This window comes from Paenibacillus sp. NPDC058071, assembly GCF_042885235.1.
Lineage (GTDB): Bacteria > Bacillota > Bacilli > Paenibacillales > Paenibacillaceae > Pristimantibacillus.
This window is the reverse complement of sequence record NZ_JBHVSK010000004.1, coordinates 433378-456287: the sequence shown is the minus strand read 5'-3', so window position 1 is coordinate 456287 and position 22910 is coordinate 433378. Positions and strand designations below refer to the sequence as shown.

Below are 22910 nucleotides of genomic sequence, written 5' to 3'. Positions count from 1 at the left end.
TGACCAGCCTTCTCCCGCTTGTCCTTGCCAGGCGGGCGATTCGGCCGCTTTTTAGCCTCAGACGGGCACGGCTACTATTAAACCTATTCCAGCCTCCTCTCTGTCATTCCGTTTTACCGCCTGGACGCTAAAAAGAGGAGAAAACGAAGCGCGGCGCCGCCACCCTCGTCTCCTCCCCTCTTCCCAAGCCTCTTCTATAACCACGTCAGCAGCGTTCTACCGCAGCCTGGACTCGGTCAGCTTGAACTGCCCGACCAGCTGTCGCAAAAGCGTCGTAATCGACTCCACGCTCTCCGACGATTGACGCATATTGCCCATCTCGCCGATCAGCTCCTGCACTCTCTTTTCCACGTTGGATGACACTTTGCGGTTTTCCATACTGACGAGCGCGATTTTCTCCATCAGACCAACTACCTCGTCGACGACCTGCGTCTTCCGGCTGTCTCCGCTTTGCGCTGTTCTGAGCGTCTGCGCTGCAGCCGCGACAAGCTGATTGCCTTCCTCGACAACCTTCGTCCCTTCATCCATAGACGAGTAGGCCTGCTTCGCTTCTTCATAAATATGATGCGTTATTCCTTGCACTTCTTCCGCTTGCTTGCGTGTCATATCAGCCAGCTTGCGAATTTCTGAAGCCACGACGGCGAAGCCTTTGCCCTGTTCACCGACGCGCGCCGCTTCGATCGACGCGTTAAGCGCCAGCAAATTCGTTTGCGAAGATATTCCTTCGATCACCTGCAAAACGTCTCTGATTTCGTCTACCGTACTCATGAAATTGCGAATCGTATCGTTCGTCTCGCCGACCTTGAGCGAAATATGATGCATTTTATCGCCAATGCGATCAACCTCCGATTGCGCCACCGAGATTTGCTCCGCCGCTTGGCTCTCCAGCGTCCGCAGCGTATCCCTCATCGTGCCCGCAGCGTCCTTCGCTGTGTCGATATCTTTAAGCTGCAGCAGGATGCTGCCGATCATCTCTCCGACTTGACCGCTCATCCGCTCCGTCGACCTCGCCGTTACCGCTGCCGATTCATTCATATCATTTTGGCTGGCAAGCACGTCCGAGGCAGCCAGCTTCACTTGCAGCATAATGCCTTCAAGAGAATCAATCATATTGTTAATCCATTTCGCAAGTTCTCTCATTTCATCGTTCTCGAACTCGGACGGCGTCAATCGCTGCGTCAAATCGCCTTTACCTTCGGCATTGATTCGAATAAAACGATTGATGCCGTTCAAGCGGCGAACCACCCGATCAGACTCCTTCCGCTGCAAGGGACCGGTCAGCAGAAACCCAAACATCAATACCAAAAGACCGATGGCTCCCCCCAATATCCATGGCGGCAAATAACTGCCCAGCAATCCGACTAAAGCGACAGCCAAGAGCGACTGCAGGACAGTCATGCTAATATGAAGTTTGCTCTGCCTCCAGCTCAGGCTTCGAATGCGGTATACCTCTTCCAAGTCTCCTTCACACATCATTCCCCACACATCAGGGCAGTGCGGCAGTTGGAACGTAACTCCTTTCCCGATAACGGGAATATGGCGGTAATCCGAATAGCCGGGAAATTCTACAAACAAATTACTTCCGTTGCGGATCGTATTCGTTACGCCTGGATGCAGTTCTCCGGTAGCTGGGTCAGTAAACACGATTTCCAGCTCGGTGTGCTCTTTAATCGACACAGTCCCCCAGTCCGTCGTCACACCGTCCTTCAGGTTCTCGCCATGCGTAAATGTTCGGTCTTCAAAACGGCTTCGCGACAACGCCGTTCCGAGAGTAATATGCGTATTCAGTACCGATTTAGCCATAAACAAGTAATTGTCTCCCGAATCGGGATATACATGTCCCGACTCGCGTTGGATCAAATCGCCGAGCACATCGTTAGGCACCCGTCCGCATAAAACGCCTCTATATTCACCGTTGATTACAAGCGGCTGCATGAACATCAGCGTCATTTTATCGTGAAAGGATGACGTTCTCGGCCCAAGCGTCAGCGTAATCGGATCGCCGAACGGCCCGAATAAGCACGGGCGAGGTTTATTATCGTTCCTTACATATTGCAGACCGGCGTATAGCGCGCTTCCTTCGCCGTATACCGTCCCGCAATGTTGAGCGTATGTAGATAAGGTAACACGGCTTTGCGAGTCGATAAGAAAGAGCTCGGTAAAATCATTGCCTCTTAGATGCGTTCTTTCGATGATGCGGGCGATTGCTTGATCTCGTTCTTCCGGTTTGTCCGTGCCGTTGTAGGCTTGGAGAGCAGCGGCCGTCTGTTCAGCCAAACGCCCCATATGTCCCCAATACTCCATAGCCCACGAAGTCAGCAGCTCCTTGCGGGTGTCCGCTATACCTTCAAAAATGTGTTCTGTATCTTCCTTCAGACCTCGGTTCAGCCTCCAGGATATCCAAAGAGGCAGCCCTTTTTTCGCACCCAGCCAATCAAACATCACGCATTCCCCCACATCCGCTATACATCTCTCTATGTCAGATATACTAACATATATTACATGTTAAGATTATCGATTATTTCACAATATTTCAATCGTTTTTTTATAAAAATACTTTAAATGACATAAAAAAATCGACCAATCCGCCTATTGCTTGTAACGGAATGATCGATTTATTCATAAAATTGACTATATGTATCATTTTGGATAGAACAACGACTTGATTGCCCGCCACCCTGTCTTTTGCTTCAGCGCATCGCTTGCCGGCGGTAGGCCAATCTCCTGGCCTCTCAACAGCCTCTTGGCGTTATCCGCATAATAGTCGGCCCACTCTCGGCCAAGCGTTTCAGCAGCCTTCTCGTAAGCCTCCGCTAGACGAAAACCCCGCCAATCGAGATGATGCGCGTCTGAAGCGATAAAATGAATGAGTCCTCTGCCGCACAGCATCCATGCCGATCGCTCAATGCCCCGACCAAAGCCGCCTAGTAAGGAATGACTGGTTACCTGCGCATAAGCCCCCAGCTCGACCAGCTCCTCCAGCCGTTCCGGGTGCCTCACTACCTCGGCATTACGCTCCGGATGCGCAATGACTGCCCGCACCCCCAGCAAGTGCAGCTCATAGACGAACTCCTTCATATCCGTCGGTATTCTTGACGACGGCATTTCAAGCAGCGCATAGCGCTTGCCCGCAAGACCAAGCAAAGAACGGCTGTCCTGCCATTGCTCCAGCAGATCTTGCCGCACATGAATTTCTTGACCGCTATGCACCTTGATCGGAAGCGCTTCTTCGACCAGCTTCAAGTTCATTTCATCAACCAGCGCGGTAACCGCCCCAGCCGGATTCACATAGGTTCCGTCGCCATGGTGTGGAGTGGCAATCAGATCGGTTATGCCTTCGGCTGCAGCGGCTCTGGCAAGGCCCAACGCCTCATCCCAATTGGCCGCTCCATCGTCAATGCCCGGCAGCACATGCGTATGAATATCGATCATGAACCGAATCTCTCCTTCCCACCCGCTTAACAGCAGCAGCATGCTTTCACAATTGCCAATATACCAAAATATAAAGTTCAAGTTATCTATGCCTTCATTGTGAGAGATCGCCACAGCGAAGTCAAACGGACGAACGGCCTAATTTATTAGGCAGAGACTTATCAGAAGACAATAAAAAAGCACCGTTAAGCTCTCAACAGAGAACTTAACGGTGCTTGTTGGCTTTATTTCTGAGAAATGTTGATCCGGTTCATCGCGCGTTGCAGAGAAAGCTCTGCACGGCGATAATCGATCTCGTCGCGTTTTGCGTTGAGGCGCTGTTGGGCGCGCTCCTTCGCAGCTTGCGCGCGAGCCAGATCAATGCCAGTGGCCAATTCTGCGCTTTCAGCGAGGATCACGACTTTGTCCTTGCGGACTTCGATGAAACCGCCGCTTGCAGCGATAACGTCGACCTTACCGTCGCGTTTGATCGTAATCGGTGCAATGCGCAGCGTCGTCACGAGCGGAATGTGGTTCGGCAAAATGCCGAGCGAGCCTTCCGCGCCCGTTACGGTTACCATATTGGCCGTTTCAGCATAAACCTTGCGCTCCGGCGTAACGATTTCAACTAAAAAGGTGCTCATGTGGATTCTCCTCCCCGCTATACAAGCGTTTTGGCTTTCTCCACGGCCTCTTCAATCGTACCTACATACCGGAAAGCTTCTTCCGGAAGGTCGTCATGTTTGCCCTCGAGAATTTCTTTGAAGCTGCGTACCGATTCTTTAACCGGCACGTATTTGCCTGCCAGGCCTGTGAACGGCTCGGCAACGTGGAACGGCTGGGACAAGAACAATTGGATGCGGCGTGCGCGCGAAACAGTCAACTTGTCCTCCTCGCTCAACTCGTCCATACCGAGGATCGCGATAATATCTTGAAGCTCTTTATAGCGTTGCAAAATTTGCTTAACGCCTTGAGCGACATTGTAATGCTCTTCACCCAGAACTTCTGGGTTCAGGATACGGGACGACGACGCGAGCGGATCAACCGCTGGGAAGATACCCATCTCGGAGATTTTACGCTCCAAGTTGGTCGTTGCGTCCAAGTGGGCAAACGTCGTAGCAGGAGCCGGGTCGGTGTAGTCATCGGCAGGTACGTAGATCGCTTGGATCGAAGTAACCGAGCCTTTTTTCGTCGACGTAATACGCTCTTGCAGTTGACCCATTTCAGTTGCCAGCGTTGGCTGGTAACCTACCGCGGAAGGCATACGGCCAAGAAGGGCCGATACCTCGGAGCCTGCTTGCGTGAAACGGAAGATGTTGTCGACGAACAACAGTACGTCGCGGCCTTCTGTGTCACGGAAGTATTCCGCCATTGTCAAGCCAGTCAAAGCAACGCGTTGACGCGCGCCTGGAGGCTCGTTCATTTGGCCGAATACCATCGCTGTTTTGCTCAGTACGCCGGAGTCTTTCATCTCGTGGTACAAGTCGTTGCCCTCACGGGTACGCTCGCCTACGCCGGCGAATACGGAAATACCGCCGTGCTCCTGTGCGATGTTGTTGATCAGCTCTTGGATCGTAACCGTTTTACCTACGCCCGCGCCGCCGAACAGGCCGATTTTACCGCCTTTCGCGTAAGGAGCAAGCAAGTCGATTACTTTGATGCCTGTTTCGAGAATTTCCGATTGCGTGGACAATTCGTCGAATGCCGGAGCCGGACGGTGAATCGGCAAATTAACTTCCGATTTTGCGTCGCCAGCTTGGTCAATCGGCTCGCCCAATACGTTGAATACACGACCCAACGTAGGTGCGCCAACTGGAATAGTAATAGGTGCGCCTGTGTCAATCGCGTCCATGCCGCGAACGAGACCGTCAGTCGTGCTCATCGCTACGGCACGAACCAGATTGTCTCCCAGATGAAGAGCTACTTCAAGCGTCAGATCGATTGGTACGCCGCCTGCTTCACCCTTCTCCTTGATTTTGACAGCGTTCAAAATTTCCGGCAGGTTGCCGCGTTCGAACTCTAAGTCGACGACCGGACCCATGACGGATACAACGCGTCCTTTTTTCATGGTTTTCCCTCCTGGTTCCTTATTCCCGCATGCCGGCCGGCTCCCCTTGCGGCGGAGCGCCGGCTTATGCGGACTAGTCTTACGATTGTGCGTTAGCTCCCGCAACGATCTCGGAAATTTCCTGCGTAATCGCCGCTTGACGAGCTCGGTTATAAGTCAGCGTCAGCTGGTTAATCATTTTGTTAGCGTTCTTCGTCGCGCTGCCCATAGCGGTCATCCGCGCGCCGAACTCGCTCGCTTTTCCGTCCAGTACCGCGCTGTAAATAAGCGTTTCCGCATATTTCGGCAGCAGCACTTCAAGCACGCCTTCCGGCGACGGCTCGTACTCGTATGCCGTTACCGCCGTGTTGCTCGTTACATCGTCGAGCGGCAGCAGACGCGTTTCGGTTGGAATTTGCGTGATGGCATTGACGAATTGATTATAGAACAAGTACAACTCATCATACGTTCCTTCCGCAAAGTTTTTCACTGCGGAGAAGGATACCGATTTAATATCGGCAAACGTTGGGGAATCGGAAAGACCGATAACCTCTTCCGTGATCGGCATATTGCGGCGGCGGAAATACTCCGCGCCTTTGCGGCCGATAACGAACAACGTGTATTCGTCGGCCGACTTGTGCTTCTCGCGAATCGTTTGCGTCACTTTGCGAAGAATGTTCGAGTTGTAGCCGCCTGCAAGACCGCGGTCGGACGTAATAACGAGGTAACCCGTTTTTTTGACCGGACGCGATTCCAGCATCGGATGCTTCACATCCTTAGTGCCGGCTGCGATGCTCGCAACAACTTCTTTCAGCTTATCCGCGTAAGGACGGGATGCAACGGCTGCTTCCTGTGCTCTTCTCAGCTTGGAAGCGGCGACCATCTCCATCGCTTTCGTGATTTGCTTCATATTTTGTTTACTTTTAATCTCGCGTTTTATCTCGCGCATGCTTGTAGCCATTTCTTTTCACCCGCCTTTATTGCCCGGTCCCCGCGAAACGCGCATGACCTAAGCCTGGTGTTGAGTATGGAACCTACGCCCGTACAATGCAGGACGGGCGTCAGGAGTAATCTCTTTTAAGCTTGCGATACAGCAAAGCTTTTCTTGAATTTGTTCAGAGCTTCCACAAGCGCTTTTTCCGTGTCCGCAACCATTTCCTTCTTCGCGCGAATCGATTCGCCGATTTCAGGCTGGCTAGCGTCGAGGAACGCATGGAATTCTTTTTCGAAGCGAAGAACGTCCCCAACAGGGATATCGTCCAGATGGCCTTTAACAGCCGAGTAGATCGAGATAACTTGCTTCTCAACCGGCATTGGCTGGTTAACGCCTTGCTTCAAGATTTCCATCGTGCGCGCGCCGCGGTTCAGACGAGCTTGCGTCGATTTATCGAGATCGGAGCCAAACTGCGAGAACGCTTGAAGCTCGCGGTATGCCGCAAGGTCCAGACGGAGCGTACCGGCAACCTTTTTCATCGCTTTAATTTGTGCGGAACCGCCTACGCGGGATACCGAAATACCGACGTTAACCGCCGGACGTTGGCCGGAGTAGAACAGATCGGATTCCAGGAAGATTTGTCCGTCCGTAATCGAGATTACGTTCGTCGGAATGTAAGCCGATACGTCGGATGCTTGCGTTTCGATGAACGGCAAAGCGGTCAAGGAACCGCCGCCCAGCTCGTCGCTGAGTTTAGCCGCGCGCTCAAGCAAGCGGGAGTGGATGTAGAATACGTCGCCCGGATAAGCTTCCCGGCCTGGAGGACGGCGAAGCAACAAGGACAATTCGCGGTATGCTGCCGCTTGTTTCGACAAGTCATCGTAAATAACGAGAACATGCTCGCCTTTGTACATGAAATATTCGCCCATCGAGCAGCCTGCATAAGGAGCCAGGTACAAGAGCGGAGCTGGATCGGACGCGCCTGCCGTAACGACGATGGTGTATTCCAGCGCGCCGTGCTTGCGAAGCGTTTCCACTACGCCGGCTACGGTCGATTGCTTCTGACCGATCGCAACGTAGATACATTTCACGCCGTTGCCTTTTTGGTTGATGATCGCGTCGATTGCGATCGACGTTTTACCCGTTTGACGGTCACCGATGATCAGCTCGCGTTGGCCGCGGCCGATTGGCACCATCGCGTCAATCGCTTTAATACCCGTTTGCATTGGCTCATGAACCGATTTACGGTCGATAACGCCTGGAGCCGGGGATTCGATTGGACGCGTCTGCTTCGTATTGATCGGACCTTTGCCGTCAAGCGGCTGGCCGAGCGGGTTAACGACGCGGCCCAGCAGCTCTTCGCCAACTGGTACGTCCATGATGCGGCCCGTACGTTTTACTTGGTCGCCTTCTTTAATGTCCTTGTAAGGACCCAGGATAACGACACCAACGTTGCTTTCCTCCAAATTAAGCGCCATACCTACAACGCCATTTGCGAATTCGAGCAACTCGCCTTGCATCGCATTCTCCAAACCGTGAACGCGGGCGATACCGTCACCGACATTGATTACGGTGCCGACGTCTACGACTTGAATTTCGGATTTATATTGTTCGATCTGTTGTTTAATCAGCGTGCTGATTTCATCAGGTCTGATACTCAATTCGTTCACCCCTATCTACCGTACATTAGTTTTTAAACGCTTTTTGTAAACGATCCAGCTTACCGGACAGGCTGCCGTCGTAAAGACGGTCGCCGATGCGGACTTGTACGCCGCCGAGCAATTCCGGCTCGACAACTTGCTGAGCGATAATTTTTTTGCCGGAAATTTGGCTAAACTGCGCCACCACTTCAGCAAATTCGCTGACTGTGAGCTGCGAAGCCGAATATATCGTTGCGTGAGCTTGGCCGAGGGCTTCTCCCGCAATTTTCGTATAAGCGATGTAAATGCTTCCAATCGCATCTTGGCGTCCGCGAGCGACGAGCAACTCAAGCGTATTCAATACAATAGAGGACACGCGATCGCTGTACGCCTCTTTGAGCACGGCTACTTTCTTCGCCGGATCAATGCTCGGGAACGATAAAAATTTGCTGAAATTCTCGTCGGCTTCAAGCGTCTGGACGATCAGCTTAAGCTGCTCCTCCACTTCGGCTACGATGCCGTCTTGCTGAGCGAGGTCGAACAGTGCTTTGGCGTAGCGCTTCGCTACGACGATGTCCCGGCTCATTTGCTGCCAACTTCTTTCAGGTATTGATTAACCAGCTGCTCTTGCGATTTCTCGTCGATTTGCTTCTCGATGATCTTCGAAGCGATTTTAACGGAAATGCCGCCAACTTCAGTGCGAAGAGCCGTGATTGCTTTGTTTTTCTCGCTCTCGATATCTTTCAGCGCGTCGTCCTTCACGCGGCCTGCTTCCGCTTTTGCCGCTTGAACGATTTCGTCCGCCGTTTTCGTGCTTGTATTTCTTGCTTGCTCGATGATCTCGTAAGCTTCTTTGCGCGCTTGCTCAAGCGCCGCTTTCTGCTCAGCCATGTTCGCTTCTGCTGCTTTACGGCTTGATTCAGCCGTATTCATTTGTTCAAGCACAAGCTGTCTGCGCTTTTCCATGATAGCGAACAATGGACCGAATGCCCATTTATTCAAACCCCAGTATAAAAGCAGGAATGAAAGGATCGTAATAACGGTTGATGACCATACAAAATCCAAATTTGACACTCCTTTCCATGCACATAGATCCTTTTAATCAAAATAAAGGCGAAGAGGGCTAGGCCTTCCCCGCCATTCATCTATAGTACCTATTAGCTGAAGAACGCCAGGAAGCCGATAACTACGCCAATGATAGGTACTACTTCTACGATACCAGCGCCGATGAACATAGTAGTTTGAAGAGCCGCTTTTTGCTCTGGTTGACGAGCGATGCCCTCAACAGTTTTACTTACGATCATACCGTTACCAATACCAGCGCCGATCGCGCCCAAGCCTACTGCAATTGCTGCTGCTAATACTGTCATTTAAAAATCCTCCTCGATATTTATCATTCTTTGAATCTTGTACTCATTATTAAACTTCACCGCCGGCTAATGAAAGACAGCCTAAGCGAAGGATAACGCACCGACATTAATGTTCTTCATCATGGACAGTTGCCTGCGAGATATAAACCATGGTCAGAACGGTAAACAGGAACGCCTGGATGGCGCCGATGAAAATACTGAAGCCTTGCCATGCAACCATGAATGGTATGCCTGCGAAACCTAGCATCAGAATCGTCGAGATCAGTACCTCGCCCGCGTAAATGTTGGCGAATAGACGAAGCGCCAGCGTAACCGGTTTGGCGATTGTCTCGATCAGGTTGACCGGGAAGAATACCGGATAAGGATGTAAATAATGCTTCAGATAATGCTTGCGATTCAGTCTCATGCCCAGGAAGTGCACGAGTACGAATACGATGATCGCCAGCCCCGCCGTTACAGAAAGATCGGCCGTCGGCGATTTCCACCATGCGACGTGAGCCGCACCGCCGTGTGCGTCGAGATACTCTTGCGTAATGCCGATACCCGGCATTGCGTGATGAATATCGGTTATAACAAGCAGCGGCAGACCGAGCAGGTTGGAAATGAAGATAAACATAATCAGCGTCATACCGAGCGACAGATAATGTTTAACTTTCTCAACCGGCATCGAGCTTGCAATGGTAGAATGCATGAAATCGAGCGCCCACTCCATGAAGTTCTGGACTTTGGACGGATTCTCTACCGAAAGCTTGCGCGTTGCCAAGCGGGCTACCAGAACCGTGATGGCAATCGATACGAAAATCGTAATGATCGCGGCAAGATCAAAGCTTATGCCATTCCACTCCGCAATAGGAAACAAATGCATTGAACTATTTCACCCCTTTCCGCTATTATCTTCTTTTACATTGTGAATAATACCTGATACTAAGATCACAAACGGCATGACCATACTGCCGATTAAAGCAGCTGGCATATTTAGAATTTCCGGATAGCGGTATGCGAACATCGCCACCATCAGAACCGTTGCAATGCGACTGCCGAAGCCTAATCCGCGGCGCTTTGCGCCTTCCTCCGTCGCAGCCTGCGCAAGCATGCCTACTCTTCGTTGCAAAAAGAAAGCGTTTAACGCACTCGCCGCAAAGCCTACAACCAAGCCTAGCATGACCGGCCTCCACGTTGGCAACAGAGCCCATAAAACGAGACTCGCCGCCGCCATGACAAGCATAATCCGCACAGCTAAGCTCATTATCCTATCCATCAGTTTCCTCCATAACCTTCTTAACAACCAGAATGGCTGAGAGAATTCCGACAGCCAGACCAACTAGTATGCCCCCGACCGTCCAACTCCGTCCGTCGCCGAAGCGTCCGTCCAGAGAGGAACCGATCCAATAGCCTAAAAAGATACATACGGCAACTTGCAAGCCGAGCGCTCCGACAAGGCCGGCAGCGAACAGCGGGTTGTCCTTTCTGCTCTTTTTATCCATGATCATACCCCTGTCAATCCTCATATATTTTATCGAAGCGCTTAAAGGTTTGTCAATTGATATAACTGCAAACTTTTAGTGACGAAACCGTCAAAAGCCTTGATAAATCAAGGTTTTACCATAGGCAAAACCGTACAGTACCACTGTATGCTGTATATAAGGCCTGCTTACATTTAAAGCGATGTCATTTATGAACTTTGTGTGAACGGATCGGGACGTTGCGATTTCTTCCCAAAATGATGCAAAATCGCTTCTACAATGCGCACCGAAGCTTGTCCGTCGCCATATGGATTAGCCGCTTTGCTCATCCGGTCATAGAGCGTGACGTCGTTCAAAAGCGCCTTCGCTCGGCTGTACACCGTCTCCTCGTCCGTTCCGACCAATTCAAGCGTTCCGGCGTCGATGCCTTCCGGACGTTCCGTCGTATCGCGCAGCACCAGCGTAGGCACGCCGAACGAAGGAGCCTCTTCTTGCAAACCTCCGGAATCGGTCATAATCATATAAGCGTGCGGATAGAAATTATGGAATTCGAACACATCGAGCGGTTCAATCAATTGAATGCGCGGATGTCCGCCCAGAATCTCATTGGCCGGTTCCCGAACAGCAGGATTCGGATGAACCGCATATACGATAGCCACATCTTCATGCTCGTCTGCAATTCGCTTTACTGCACGGAAAATGTTGCGATGAGGCTCGCCAAGCGCTTCGCGGCGATGCGCCGTCATCAGGATCATCCGCTTGCCTTTAGCCCATTCAATAACCGAATGGGAGAAGCTCGGATCAACCGTGTACTGGAATACATCGGTTGCCGTATTACCGGTTACATAAATCGTTTGTTCCGATTTGTTCTCTTTGCGCAAATTGTTCGCGGACCATTCCGTCGGCGCAAAGTGAACATCGGATAAAACGCCGGCCAACTGCCGGTTCATTTCTTCCGGGTACGGGGAAAGCTTGTTCCAAGTACGTAAGCCGGCTTCCACATGCCCGACCTTAATCTGCTTCAGGAAAGCGGCATAGCTTGCTAGAAACGTCGTTTGCGTATCGCCGTGCACGAGCACGATATCGGGCTTCGCCTCGGCAAGCACCGGGTCTAGCCCTTCCAATACGCGCACTGTCGTCTCCGTCAGCGTCTGACGGTCTTTCATCACGTTCAGATCGTAATCGGGCTGGATTTCGAAAAACTCCAGCACCTGATCGAGAATTTGCCGATGCTGGGCGGTTACGCATACGATCGAATCGATCTGATCGGCATGCCTGTTCAGCTCCAACACTAACGGCGCCATCTTAACCGCCTCCGGACGCGTGCCGAAGATGGTCATTACCTTCAGTTTAGACAAAACCTTTCACTCCTATAATGAATTGGCAGGTTAATTGGTGCCGAACATGCGGTCGCCTGCGTCGCCGAGACCTGGAACGATATAACCCTTTTCATTCAGACGCTCGTCCAACGCAGCCAAGTAAATCTCGACGTCGGGATGAGCTTCTTGAACGGCTTTTACGCCTTCTGGAGCGGCAATCAGGCACATCAGCTTGATATGCTCGCAATCGCGTTTTTTCAGCGCGTCGATCGCAGCAATGGCCGATCCGCCCGTCGCAAGCATCGGATCGATGACAATAAGCAGGCGGTTAGGCGCGTCCGTTGGCAAGTTGATGTAGTACTCGGTCGGCTTCAACGTCTCATGATCGCGGAACAGTCCGATATGACCGACCTTTGCAGCCGGAACGAGCTTCAGAATGCCTTCAACCATACCAAGCCCAGCGCGCAAAATCGGCACCAGCCCAAGCATGCGGCCGGATACGACTTTAGCGTCAGTCTCAGCGACTGGCGTTTGCACTTTGATCGTATCTAACGGAATATTTCTTGTAATCTCATACGCCATTAATGTCGCGACTTCATCGACCAGTTCACGAAAATCTTTCGTGTTCGTTTCTTTATTACGAATAAATGTCAGTTTGTGCTGGATCAACGGATGGTCGCAGATGACCAATTTACTCATGAAAGCTTAATTCCTCCTGTGTGTTGCCTGTTTTCTTATTTGGGCATAATCCCGTTTATTATATCACTGTAAACAGCGCCTTGCATCAAGCATTTAAACCCTGCGGCAATTCGGCAAAATGAAAGAACTGCCGCCGCACCTTTGGCCGCCAAGCCTCGCTGGGCTTCAGCCGTCGCTATTCGCCGCCTCCGCCGCAGCCGCCCCCGCAGGACGAGCCGCCGCCATCACTTCCGGAGCCGCTATCATGCCCGCCGCCTCCATCGTGTGAAGAGTGATCCGAGGTTCCGCCGCAGACGGACACCGGATAGCCACTGCCGTTCGCTTCGCGCTGCTCTTCGGTCTGGATCCCGTCCATCGCGTTATCGAACTGATCCTGCGACATGAAAGAATTCGTCAGCAAAGCTGCCGTCAATACACCCGTCATGCCAATCGCCGGATCATATCCCCAGCGGTCTGCTCCCGGCTCTTGATACGCCGCATTTCCGGCTTTCGGGGACAACTGCGACTTGGCGCGGCCAATCAAATAGTCAGCAACGTCGCGTAAATCCGCGAACTGTTCAGCGGCTTTCCGGTTAAACAAATCCGTGCGCAGTTGATCGGCATCGCCTGTCGTCAACCGTTCAAGCCTCGCTCCGTCCATTCTCGTCCTGTAAAAGGCGCCCCATATTCGGCCGCTGGCCGGTGTTTGCACAAACAACTCGCCATATACCCAATCGAACCATGCCCGTTCGCCCGGTTCTGGGCTCTCGTCTTGCCCGTGAGGGGCATGATGGATCTGATCCCCGCAAAAGCGGATGCAGGACTGTTCATATTCTCTCGTAAACAACAGCAGCTCATGCCACACCGCGTCAGCTTGACGGCTGTACATTGGCACTCCCTTTAGTATGCCGCACATTAGAAAAAAACGTTTTAGCTCGAACCAAGTCCAATTCCATTCCGCGTCCGTCATATGCGGCCGTTCGCTCAGCAAGCGTTGCTTCACTTTGTTCTCCAATTCATAGCCAAAGCTGGCTTCTAACCGTTCGGCGGCCGAGCGCGCAGGATGCCCTTCCGGTACACCGAGCGCCTGAGGCGGCGCATCTTGAGACCAGCCGCGAGAAGACTGGAATCTTCCCGATTGGCCTGTGCGGCGTCCAGCGGCAACCGAGATCGCAATTACAATAATAGCAATAGCGACAAAGACAACTAAAATCGTCATCGCGTATTCCTCCCCATTTTCTTGTCATATAGTTCCATCTTAACATGATGGGGGGATGGAAGGGGAAGCATTTTACATCGACAGAATCGGATGCTTACCCGAAAGCGGCAAGGCCAGCGCTTATGCAAAAAGCCGCACCGCCTTTTCCCGCAAAGGGACCGGCAGCGCGGCTCCAGCTATAACGTGCATGCGTAAGTCGATTAAACCTCCGCGTAATGGCAGGAAGCGAAGTGGCCCTTCCTGATTTCCAACAGAGCCGGTTCAACCGTTTTGCATTTTTCCGTCGCGATCGGACAGCGCGTGTGGAACTGACAGCCGCTCGGCGGGTTGATCGGACTTGGCAGATCGCCCGTAAGAACGATCCGCTCGCGAGTCTCCTCTACTTCTGGATCAGGGATCGGTATAGCCGACAACAGAGCGCGCGTATACGGATGCGCCGGACTGTTGTACAGCTCGCTGCTTTCCGCGAACTCGACAATTTTGCCAAGATACATAACGGCAACGCGATCACTTATATGCTTAACCATCGACAGGTCATGCGCGATGAACAAGTAAGTCAGACCCATTTTGCGCTGCAAATCCTGCAGCAGATTGACGACCTGCGCCTGGATGGATACGTCCAGCGCCGAGATCGGTTCGTCGGCAATAATGAACTTCGGATCGACTGCGAGTGCGCGGGCGATACCGATCCGTTGACGCTGGCCGCCCGAGAATTCGTGCGGATAGCGGGTCGCGTGATCGGGGTTCAAACCTACCAGATCAAGCAGCCCCTCTACCTTGCGCTTGCGTTCGGTGCGGCTGCCCGCCAAATTATGAATATCGAGCGCCTCTCCGATTACGTCTGTAATCGTCATTCTCGGATTCAACGACGCGTACGGATCTTGGAAAATCATCTGCATATTGCGGCGCAAAGCTTTCAGCTTGGCGCCTTTCATTTTGTAGATGTCTTCTCCTTCGAACGTAACGCCTCCGCTCGTCGGCTCGTATAAGCGAAGAATCGTGCGTCCAGCTGTCGACTTCCCGCAGCCGGATTCGCCTACGACGCCGACGGTTTCGCCCTTCATGATCGAAAAGTCGATATCGTTGACCGCTTTCAGTACATTGCCCCCGCCTAAATTAAAAAACTTGCGAAGGTGATTTACTTGAACCAACGGCTCGCTCATACGGACACCTCCCGTTTCGTCGCATACGGGTGTGCCATCCAGCACGCCGATTTATGCGATTCGTTGCCGTCCACCGCTAGCAGCTCTGGGTCGTTGTCGACACAGACGCGCATCGCTTCGTCGCAACGGGCGCAGAAGCTGCAGCCAGCCGGAGGCTTAATCAAATCCGGCGGCATGCCGTAAATCGGAATAAGCGGCTCGTCCTTCTTCTGGTCGAGACGAGGCACCGAGCGCAGCAAGCCCTTTGTATACGGATGCTTCGGATTTTTGAAAATTTCCCACTTCGTGCCGGTCTCTACAACTTTGCCGGCATACATAACGATTACCCGGTCGCAAACGTCAGCAACAACGCCGAGGTCATGCGTAATCAGAATAATCGAAGTGCCCAGCTTCTGCTGCAGGTCCTTCATGACGCGAAGGATTTGCGCTTGAATCGTTACGTCAAGCGCCGTTGTCGGTTCGTCAGCAATCAACAGAGAAGGATTGCAGGCGAGCGCAATCGCGATCATGGCGCGCTGACGCATACCGCCGGAAAATTCATGCGGATATTGTTTGAACCGCGCTTGCGGATTCGGAATACCGACCAAATCGAGCATTTCGATCGCTCTTGCGTGAGCTTTCTCCTTGCTCATGCCCTGATGCTTGATCAGCCCTTCCGTAATTTGACGGCCGATCGTCAGTGTCGGGTTCAACGAGGTCATCGGATCTTGGAAAATCATCCCCATTTCCTTGCCTCGAATATCCTCCATCTGCTTCATCGATTTATCCAAAATTTGTTCGCCTTTGAACAAGATCGAACCGGTCGTAATGGCCGGAGGGGACGGAATTAGACGCATCAGCGACTGAGCGGTAACGCTTTTGCCGCAGCCGGATTCGCCTACGATCGCTACCGCCTCTCCTTTATTAACATGAAAGTTGACGCCGCGAACCGCTTGCACGGTGCCGCCGCGAACTTTGAAATTGACTTTGAGGTCTTTCACTTCAAGCAAACGTTCCATTCGTCGCACCTCCTACTACTTCTTCATTTTCGGATCGAGCGCGTCGCGCAGACCGTCACCAAAAATATTAAAGCAAAGCATCGTCAAGCTGATCAGTACGGCCGGGAAAATCATTCTCCACGGATAGACTGTCATCGCTTTTAACGCGTCATTGATGAGTGTACCAAGCGAAGCAGCCGGCGATTGCACGCCAAGGCCGAGGAAGCTGAGGAACGCCTCCGCGAAAATCGCGCTCGGAACGGTCATCGTGATCGTCACGATGATAGCGCCCATTGCATTCGGCACCAAATGCTTGAACATGATGCGTGCGGGACTTGCCCCAAGGGAACGGGCAGCAAGCACATATTCCTGGTTTTTCAGCTGCATGATTTGGCCGCGGACAATCCACGCCATATTAATCCATCCGGTTATGCTCAATGCCAAAATGATCGTGAACATACTCGGTTCCAATACAACAATGAGCAAGATGACCACCAGCAAGCTCGGAATCGAATACAAAATCTCGCAAAATCGATTCAGTATTTCGTCCACACGGCCGCCATAGTAACCCATAATGCCGCCAATAATGACGCCGATGATCAAATCAACCAAAGCGGCGTAAATGCCGACCTGCAGCGAGATGCCAGCGCCCATCCACGTTCTGGCGAACATGTCACGTCCGAGCGCGTCGGTGCCGAACCAATGCTCCGCCGATGGCGGCTGGTTGATCGCATTGTAATCATTGGTCGAGTAGTCGTGAGGCGTCAGCCATTGACCAATGATCGCCATAATAATAATTAAGACAAGTATGCCGAGGCTGACCATCGACATTTTGCTCGAACGCAGACGGATCCACGCGTCTTTCCAAGCCGATATACTTTCTCGGACAACCGTCTCTGGAACCTTCTCTTCTTTGCTCAGCTTGGCGAAATCGCCCTTCTGCAGCGTTTGCTCTGCCACTTCGGTCAGCCTCCTTTCCTGCTCAATTTAATACGCGGATCGACGAAGCCGTACGCGATATCGGTCAAAAATCTCGCGACCATCAAAATGACCGCATAGAACAACGTAACGCCCATAATAAGCGTATAGTCGCGATTCGTGATACTGTTGACAAAGTCTTTGCCCAACCCGCCAATACCGAAGATTTGCTCGATAATGACAGAACCGGTAATGATGTTCGCCGTCATTGGACCGACGTAGGTTACAACCGGCAGAATCGCGTTGCGCAGCGCATGCCGTACGAGAATGACGCGTCCGGAAAGACCTTTCGCCCGAGCCGTCTTGATGTAATCGGCCGTAAGCACCTCCAGCATGCTCGACCTTGTCAGCCGTGCGATGAACGCGGCGGGAAGGAAGCTTAAAGCAAGCACCGGCAGCACGAAATCACTCGGTTGTTTAAGGCCGGCTACGCTGAACCATCCCAGCTTTTCGCCTAATATGAACTGCAAGCCGGTCGCGACGACGAAGTTCGGGATCGAGACGCCGAGAACCGCTATGAAGATTGTGAAGCCGTCAAGAAACTTACGGTGGTTGAGCGCCGCAATCAGACCGAGTACAAGACCGGCGGCTATTGCCAATATAATTGCGAACACGCCGAGTTGAAGCGAGTAGACGAACCCGTTCTTGATGACATCGACAACGGAAGTATATTGCTGCTTCATCGACAAGCCCAAGTCGAAATGGAGCAAGTTATTCATGTAGCGTAAGTACTGCTCGAACAGCGGGTCATTCAAACCGTACTGCTCGTTAAGCCTTTCCTGGATCGCGGGCGGGACGTTTTTCTCCGATTGAAACGGATTGCCCGGTATCGCTTTCATGAGAAAGAAAGTGGCCGAAGCCAGCACAAGAATCGACACGATCATGAACAGCAGCTTTTGAAGAACATAGCGAACCAATCTTAATGGCACCCCCTCGGGTTGAATAATTTAGCTCTGCAAGCCATTTTTAACGGAAAAGGGATATATGCAGTCAAAGCTGCATATATCCCGCAAACCATGGCGCATTAATTATTCCGCTGCACCTTCAATGTAACCGCGGTTATAATCGACGTCTCCTTTGTAGTCCATGAAGACACCTTTAACGCCCGGCTTAACCATAAACACGCTGCTGTAGTAGTACAGCGGCATAATCGCACGGGAATCGATCAGCAATTTTTCGGCACTCGCCATTGCTTCCATACGCACGGATTGATCGTCAGTGCTGTACGCTTTCTTCACGAGAGCGTCGTATTCCGGCGATTTGAAGCCAGTGTTGTTGTTGCCGCTGTTCGAAGTGAACAGGTCGATAAACGTCATTGGATCGTTGTAGTCAGCGCCGTTGCCGCCGCGAGCGACGGAGAAGTTCAGACGGTTGCGGTTATCGATGAACACGCCCCACTCTTGGTTCTCGATGCTGGTTTCAACGCCAAGGTTGACTTTCCACATGTTTGCGATCGCTTCAGCGATTTTTTGGTGTCTTTCGTTCGTGTTGTAAGCTACTTTGATTGCAGGCATTTTATCAAGTCCAAGTTCTTTAAGACCTTCAGCCAGCAATTTTTTCGCTTCTTCGATATCTTCTTTGAAGTAGTCGTCTTTTACTTCTTTACGGTACTCGTCTTTCTCGCCTTTGATGCCTGGAGGAACGAGACCATAGGCAGGCTGTTCGCCGCCGAGAGCGATTTTTTCCGTAATGTCCTGACGGCTTACAGCCATCGAGAGCGCTTGACGGATTTTTTCATTCGTGAACGGCTCTTGCGTCGTGTTGAACATGTAGTAGTAAATGCTCGCCGTACCTTGGACGTGGAATTCGTCCGCATTGCTTTTCTTCAAGCTTTCGTATTGCTCAGTAGGGATCAGACCCGTAGGCATGCCCGCATAGTCAAGCTCGTTGGTTTTGTACATGCTAAGCTCCGTGCCGGAGTCATTAACCATCGTGAAGTAAACTTTGCTCAGTTTCACTTCGTCTTTGGCATAGTAGTTTTCGTTAGGAACGAGCGTAATAGAAGTGTTTTTCTTCCATTCCGTCATTTTGAACGAACCGTTTGTAATGATCGTGGAAGCGTCAGTTGCCCAAGCTTCGTTATCCTTCACCGATTGGTGAACCGGGAAGAAGATCGAGAACGACATCAGGCTCAAGAAGTAAGGAGTCGGAGCGTTCAGCGTCACTTCCAGCGTATGCTCATCAACCGCTTTCACCGCTACGTCGTCAGCTGTTGCGCCAGCTTCGCCCATGTTGTATTTCTCAGCGTTTTTGATGTAGTAGAGCTGGTAAGCGTAAGCCGCCACTTCCGGCTTCAGGTTCGGATCGAGCGCGCGTTTCCAAGCAAATTCGAAATCGCCGGCTGTTACCGGGTCGCCATTGCTCCATTTTGCGTCGTCGCGAAGCGTAAATGTATATGTCAGACCGTCGTCAGAGATTTTCCATTCTTTTGCGATACCAGCAACGTCGTTGCCGTGTTCATCCTTGCGCAGCAAGCCTTCGTAAATTCCGTTCAAAACGGTTGCCGAGACTTGGTCTTGCACTTGCGCCGGGTCAAGCGTTGGCGGTTGCGAAGCCAGATTCATGCGGAACTCGCTCTTTTTCGCGCCTGCAGCACCGTTGTTTCCGCCGGAGTTGCCGGACTCATTCTTCGGCGTGCAGCCTACCGCAACAAGCGCTAAAGCAAGAAGTACTGAAACGAAAGTAAAGCCATATTTCTTCTTGTTCACCTTAAGTATCCTCCCCTGTTGTCAGTTCATAAAATAGTCATAATTTACCATTAATAACATAGAAATAATTACCAATCCGTTTAAATTTTTAGAAAATTCAAATTCTGAAAACGGATTCAGACTATATTCGAATTATTAATCGTAAATATCACTATTTTAGTAACGATAAACAATATACAATTTTATTGACTTCGTTGTCAATTCCACATATTTGCACTTTCCCTTGCTTCCCGCTAAGCGTAGGTATAGCATGCTGCAACAGCTTTTTGTTCATGCATCTTTCTCCGTTCATTCCTCGATTTGCCTTATTTAATGCGGAATTTCCGATCCTAATTCTGTGATTAGCGAGAACGAAGTCTCGAACTCGATCACCGCGCTCAGCTATTTCAGAAAACACAAAAAACCGGCCCGGGGTTGCCCCGGGCCGGTTATCAAAAAGCCGATTAGTATTTCAGGTTTGGATAAAGCGGGTATTGAGCAGTCAGATCGCGAACGATTCCGCGCGCTTTCGTCAGCGTCGCTTCGTCTTCCGGATTTTTCAGCGTCAAGGCAATCACTTCGCCGATTGTTTTCATCGCTTTTTCATCCATGCCGCGGGAAGTCGCCGCTGGCGTACCGAGACGGATGCCGCTAGTTACAAACGGGCTGGTTGGATCGAACGGAATCGCATTTTTGTTCGCCGTAATGCCGATGGAATCAAGGACATGCTCAGCCGTTCTGCCTGTAATGTTCAAGCTGCGAGTATCGATCAGCATCAAGTGGTTGTCCGTTCCGCCGGAAACGATATTGATGCCTTCGGCAGTCAGCGTATCGGCCAATACTTTTGCGTTGTTGATCACTTGTTGTGCATACTGCTTCCAAGAAGGCTGAAGCACTTCACCGAATGCAACGGCTTTAGCCGCGATAACATTCATCAGAGGACCGCCTTGCGTACCTGGGAATACAGCTTTGTCGATAGCAGCCGCCCATGGTTTACGGCAAAGAATCAAGCCGCCGCGAGGGCCGCGAAGCGTTTTGTGCGTCGTAGTCGTTACGAAGTGCGCATGAGGCACTGGGTTCGGATGCAGACCTGCCGCAACGAGACCTGCGATATGCGCCATATCGACCATGAACAATGCGCCTACGTCTTCTGCGATTTTACCCAGTTTCTCGAAATCGATCGTGCGCGGATATGCGCTTGCGCCGGCTACGATCAGACGAGGACGGTGTTTGAACGCTGCTTTGCGAACTTCTTCATAGTCAATCGTGAACGTGTCTTCGTTTACGCCGTAAGCGACGAAGTTGTACAAGAGACCGGATGCGTTAACCGGGCTGCCATGCGTCAAGTGACCGCCGTGCGCCAGGTTCATGCCAAGCACTGTGTCGCCAGGCTTCAAAACAGCCAAGTAGACAGCCATGTTCGCTTGTGCGCCGGAGTGAGGCTGTACGTTCGCATGCTCAGCACCGAAAATTTCTTTCGCGCGATCGCGAGCGATGTCTTCAACGATGTCGACATGCTCACAGCCGCCGTAGAAGCGTTTGCCCGGGTAGCCTTCGGCATATTTGTTCGTGAGAACGGAGCCCAGTGCTTCGATAACGGCTTCGGAGACGATGTTTTCAGATGCAATCAGTTCGATGTTGTCGCGCTGGCGCTGCAATTCCAGCCCCATTGCCTTCAATACTTCAGGGTCTTGCTGACGTAGATTTTCCATGGTTTGCTGCCTCCCAGAATGTAATTAAAAAATGTGTTTCTTCATTAGATGTATACTTAAAAGCGTTAAAGCGTTGCGGTCTAACCGCATGTTCCCGGCGACTGCTCTGACGCCGGGCCGCCGCCTTCCGATTCCAGCTCGTATACAGCTCTGACTCCGCCGATCAATTTCGGCCTTGTATAGGCCATTGTCACGTGTGCCGAGCCTATCGAACGGACGGTCGGACGAACCGGCACTGCTACCCGCCGCAGATGCATGCCGATGAACGTATCCCCGATATCGACGCCGGCATGCGCGGCAACCGTTTCAACCAGCACCGCCTCTTGCAAATGACGGAAGGCGTAAGCTGCCATCGAGCCGCCCGCTTTCGGAACGGGCACCGCCGCCACCTCGTCGAGGCCGTACTTTAGCGCCGCCTCCCGCTCAATGACGAGCGCGCGGTTGAGATGCTCACAGCATTGATAGATTGGATAAAAACCGATGTCGCCGCGCGCCGACTCGACGCCGCGATAAATTTGTTCCGCGATTTCAAGCGTACCCGACGTACCGATCCGCTCTCCGAGCACCTCGCTTGTGCTGGTGCCAATTACAAGCAGCTGGCCCTTACTTAGGCCACCCGCCTGCGCCAGCTCGCGAACGATCCGCTCGACTTGCCCTGCAATCGCTTCAAGATTGTCCTGGACCATACGGTTCGCTCCCTTCCTTGCGACAGCTAAGCGCGCTCTGCGTACTGCTCTTCAATCTGCGTCACTTTGCCAATGCGGTTCACGTGCCGCTCACCGTTGGAGAACGGCGTTTCCAGCCAAATGCGCACAATTTCAAGCGCCAGGCCGGGGCCGATAACCCGCTCGCCAAGAGCTAGTACGTTCGTATCGTTATGATCGCGTGTGGCTTGAGCCGTAAACATATCGTGAACAAGCGCGCAGCGAATGCCTTTTACTTTATTCGCGGCGATCGACATGCCGATGCCCGTTCCGCAGATGAGAATGCCGCGTTCAGCTTGACCGCTTGCCACTCTCTCAGCTACCGGCAGCGCGTAATCCGGATAATCGACCGATTGGGCGCAATCACAGCCCAGATCTTCAACTTCATGGCCGAGCGATAAGAGAAAAGGAACGATTTCATCCTTGAGGCGATAGCCTCCGTGATCGGCGCCGATTGCAATTTTCATGTTGGAATCCTCCTAAAAGGTATGGTATTTCGTAGGGCAGATGATACCTTCATCTTTGCTATTATACCTAATTCCGGCGTTTCAAGCATAAATGATCGAAACAAGGCGGAACGGCCATACCCGCTAGTCTCCGATAATGAA

The 22910-nt window shown here is 51.9% G+C and carries 23 protein-coding genes; all 23 read right to left on the bottom strand.

The window, feature by feature from the left end; genetic code table 11:
- Positions 1 to 216 precede the first annotated feature (216 nt).
- Positions 217 to 2442, bottom strand: coding sequence for a methyl-accepting chemotaxis protein (locus tag ACFVTB_RS09730; RefSeq protein ID WP_387747872.1), 2226 nt, complete (start codon positions 2440 to 2442; stop codon positions 217 to 219).
- Between the two features lie 198 nt (positions 2443 to 2640).
- Entirely contained in the window at positions 2641 to 3513 is an 873-nt protein-coding gene (locus ACFVTB_RS09725) for a tyrosine-protein phosphatase (protein ID WP_387747870.1), read from the bottom strand.
- A 143-nt stretch (positions 3514 to 3656) separates the two neighbouring features.
- A complete protein-coding gene (locus tag ACFVTB_RS09720; RefSeq protein ID WP_387747868.1) occupies positions 3657 to 4055 on the bottom strand; it encodes a F0F1 ATP synthase subunit epsilon in 399 nt (132 codons plus the stop codon).
- 17 nt (positions 4056 to 4072) lie between these two features.
- Positions 4073 to 5479 carry a F0F1 ATP synthase subunit beta gene (atpD, locus tag ACFVTB_RS09715; protein WP_387747866.1) on the bottom strand — a complete coding sequence of 469 codons (1407 nt, stop codon included), beginning with the start codon at positions 5477 to 5479 and terminating at the stop codon, positions 4073 to 4075.
- 79 nt (positions 5480 to 5558) lie between these two features.
- Entirely contained in the window at positions 5559 to 6419 is an 861-nt protein-coding gene (gene atpG, locus ACFVTB_RS09710) for an ATP synthase F1 subunit gamma (protein ID WP_387747864.1), read from the bottom strand.
- A gap of 116 nt (positions 6420 to 6535) precedes the next feature.
- Entirely contained in the window at positions 6536 to 8053 is a 1518-nt protein-coding gene (gene atpA, locus ACFVTB_RS09705; RefSeq protein WP_387747862.1) for a F0F1 ATP synthase subunit alpha, read from the bottom strand.
- A gap of 25 nt (positions 8054 to 8078) precedes the next feature.
- The gene (locus tag ACFVTB_RS09700) at positions 8079 to 8618 is read right to left on the bottom strand and encodes a F0F1 ATP synthase subunit delta (RefSeq protein ID WP_387747860.1); all 540 of its coding nucleotides are present in this window, start codon (positions 8616 to 8618) and stop codon (positions 8079 to 8081) included.
- Positions 8615 to 9097 carry a F0F1 ATP synthase subunit B gene (gene atpF / locus ACFVTB_RS09695; protein ID WP_387747858.1) on the bottom strand — a complete coding sequence of 161 codons (483 nt, stop codon included), beginning with the start codon at positions 9095 to 9097 and terminating at the stop codon, positions 8615 to 8617. The genes ACFVTB_RS09700 and atpF overlap by 4 nt, the downstream gene beginning before the upstream one ends.
- Before the next feature lie 92 nt (positions 9098 to 9189).
- On the bottom strand, positions 9190 to 9402 hold the full coding sequence (gene atpE, locus ACFVTB_RS09690; RefSeq protein ID WP_387747856.1) for a F0F1 ATP synthase subunit C: 213 nt from the start codon (positions 9400 to 9402) through the stop codon (positions 9190 to 9192).
- 106 nt (positions 9403 to 9508) lie between these two features.
- Complete coding sequence (atpB, locus tag ACFVTB_RS09685; RefSeq protein WP_387747854.1) at positions 9509 to 10267, bottom strand: F0F1 ATP synthase subunit A; 759 nt, start codon at positions 10265 to 10267, stop codon at positions 9509 to 9511.
- Between the two features lie 9 nt (positions 10268 to 10276).
- Positions 10277 to 10660, bottom strand: coding sequence for an ATP synthase subunit I (locus tag ACFVTB_RS09680; RefSeq protein ID WP_387747852.1), 384 nt, complete (start codon positions 10658 to 10660; stop codon positions 10277 to 10279).
- On the bottom strand, positions 10653 to 10886 hold the full coding sequence (locus tag ACFVTB_RS09675) for an AtpZ/AtpI family protein (protein WP_387747850.1): 234 nt from the start codon (positions 10884 to 10886) through the stop codon (positions 10653 to 10655). Before ACFVTB_RS09675 ends, ACFVTB_RS09680 begins: the two co-directional genes overlap by 8 nt.
- Before the next feature lie 188 nt (positions 10887 to 11074).
- Complete coding sequence (gene wecB, locus ACFVTB_RS09670) at positions 11075 to 12223, bottom strand: non-hydrolyzing UDP-N-acetylglucosamine 2-epimerase (RefSeq protein WP_387747848.1); 1149 nt, start codon at positions 12221 to 12223, stop codon at positions 11075 to 11077.
- Positions 12224 to 12253: 30 nt separating this feature from the next.
- Positions 12254 to 12883: a uracil phosphoribosyltransferase gene (gene upp / locus ACFVTB_RS09665; RefSeq protein ID WP_387747846.1), complete on the bottom strand. Its 630-nt coding sequence runs from the start codon at positions 12881 to 12883 to the stop codon at positions 12254 to 12256.
- A gap of 175 nt (positions 12884 to 13058) precedes the next feature.
- Entirely contained in the window at positions 13059 to 14081 is a 1023-nt protein-coding gene (locus ACFVTB_RS09660) for a glycine-rich domain-containing protein (RefSeq protein ID WP_387747844.1), read from the bottom strand.
- Positions 14082 to 14281: 200 nt separating this feature from the next.
- Positions 14282 to 15244 (bottom strand): ABC transporter ATP-binding protein, encoded by a 963-nt coding sequence (locus tag ACFVTB_RS09655; RefSeq protein WP_387747842.1) that lies wholly within the window; start codon positions 15242 to 15244, stop codon positions 14282 to 14284.
- A complete protein-coding gene (locus tag ACFVTB_RS09650; protein ID WP_387747840.1) occupies positions 15241 to 16242 on the bottom strand; it encodes an ABC transporter ATP-binding protein in 1002 nt (333 codons plus the stop codon). Before ACFVTB_RS09650 ends, ACFVTB_RS09655 begins: the two co-directional genes overlap by 4 nt.
- 15 nt (positions 16243 to 16257) lie before the next feature.
- Positions 16258 to 17208 (bottom strand): ABC transporter permease, encoded by a 951-nt coding sequence (locus ACFVTB_RS09645; protein WP_387747943.1) that lies wholly within the window; start codon positions 17206 to 17208, stop codon positions 16258 to 16260.
- Entirely contained in the window at positions 17187 to 18116 is a 930-nt protein-coding gene (locus ACFVTB_RS09640) for an ABC transporter permease (RefSeq protein ID WP_387747838.1), read from the bottom strand. Before ACFVTB_RS09640 ends, ACFVTB_RS09645 begins: the two co-directional genes overlap by 22 nt.
- A 111-nt stretch (positions 18117 to 18227) precedes the next feature.
- Positions 18228 to 19907 carry a peptide ABC transporter substrate-binding protein gene (locus ACFVTB_RS09635; RefSeq protein ID WP_387747836.1) on the bottom strand — a complete coding sequence of 560 codons (1680 nt, stop codon included), beginning with the start codon at positions 19905 to 19907 and terminating at the stop codon, positions 18228 to 18230.
- A 443-nt stretch (positions 19908 to 20350) separates the two neighbouring features.
- Positions 20351 to 21598, bottom strand: coding sequence for a serine hydroxymethyltransferase (locus ACFVTB_RS09630; RefSeq protein WP_387747834.1), 1248 nt, complete (start codon positions 21596 to 21598; stop codon positions 20351 to 20353).
- Positions 21599 to 21678: 80 nt separating this feature from the next.
- Positions 21679 to 22284, bottom strand: a complete 606-nt coding sequence (locus ACFVTB_RS09625; protein ID WP_387747832.1) for a TIGR01440 family protein — start codon at positions 22282 to 22284, stop codon at positions 21679 to 21681.
- Between the two features lie 26 nt (positions 22285 to 22310).
- The gene (rpiB, locus tag ACFVTB_RS09620; RefSeq protein ID WP_387747830.1) at positions 22311 to 22769 is read right to left on the bottom strand and encodes a ribose 5-phosphate isomerase B; all 459 of its coding nucleotides are present in this window, start codon (positions 22767 to 22769) and stop codon (positions 22311 to 22313) included.
- Between the last annotated feature and the right edge of the window lie 141 nt (positions 22770 to 22910).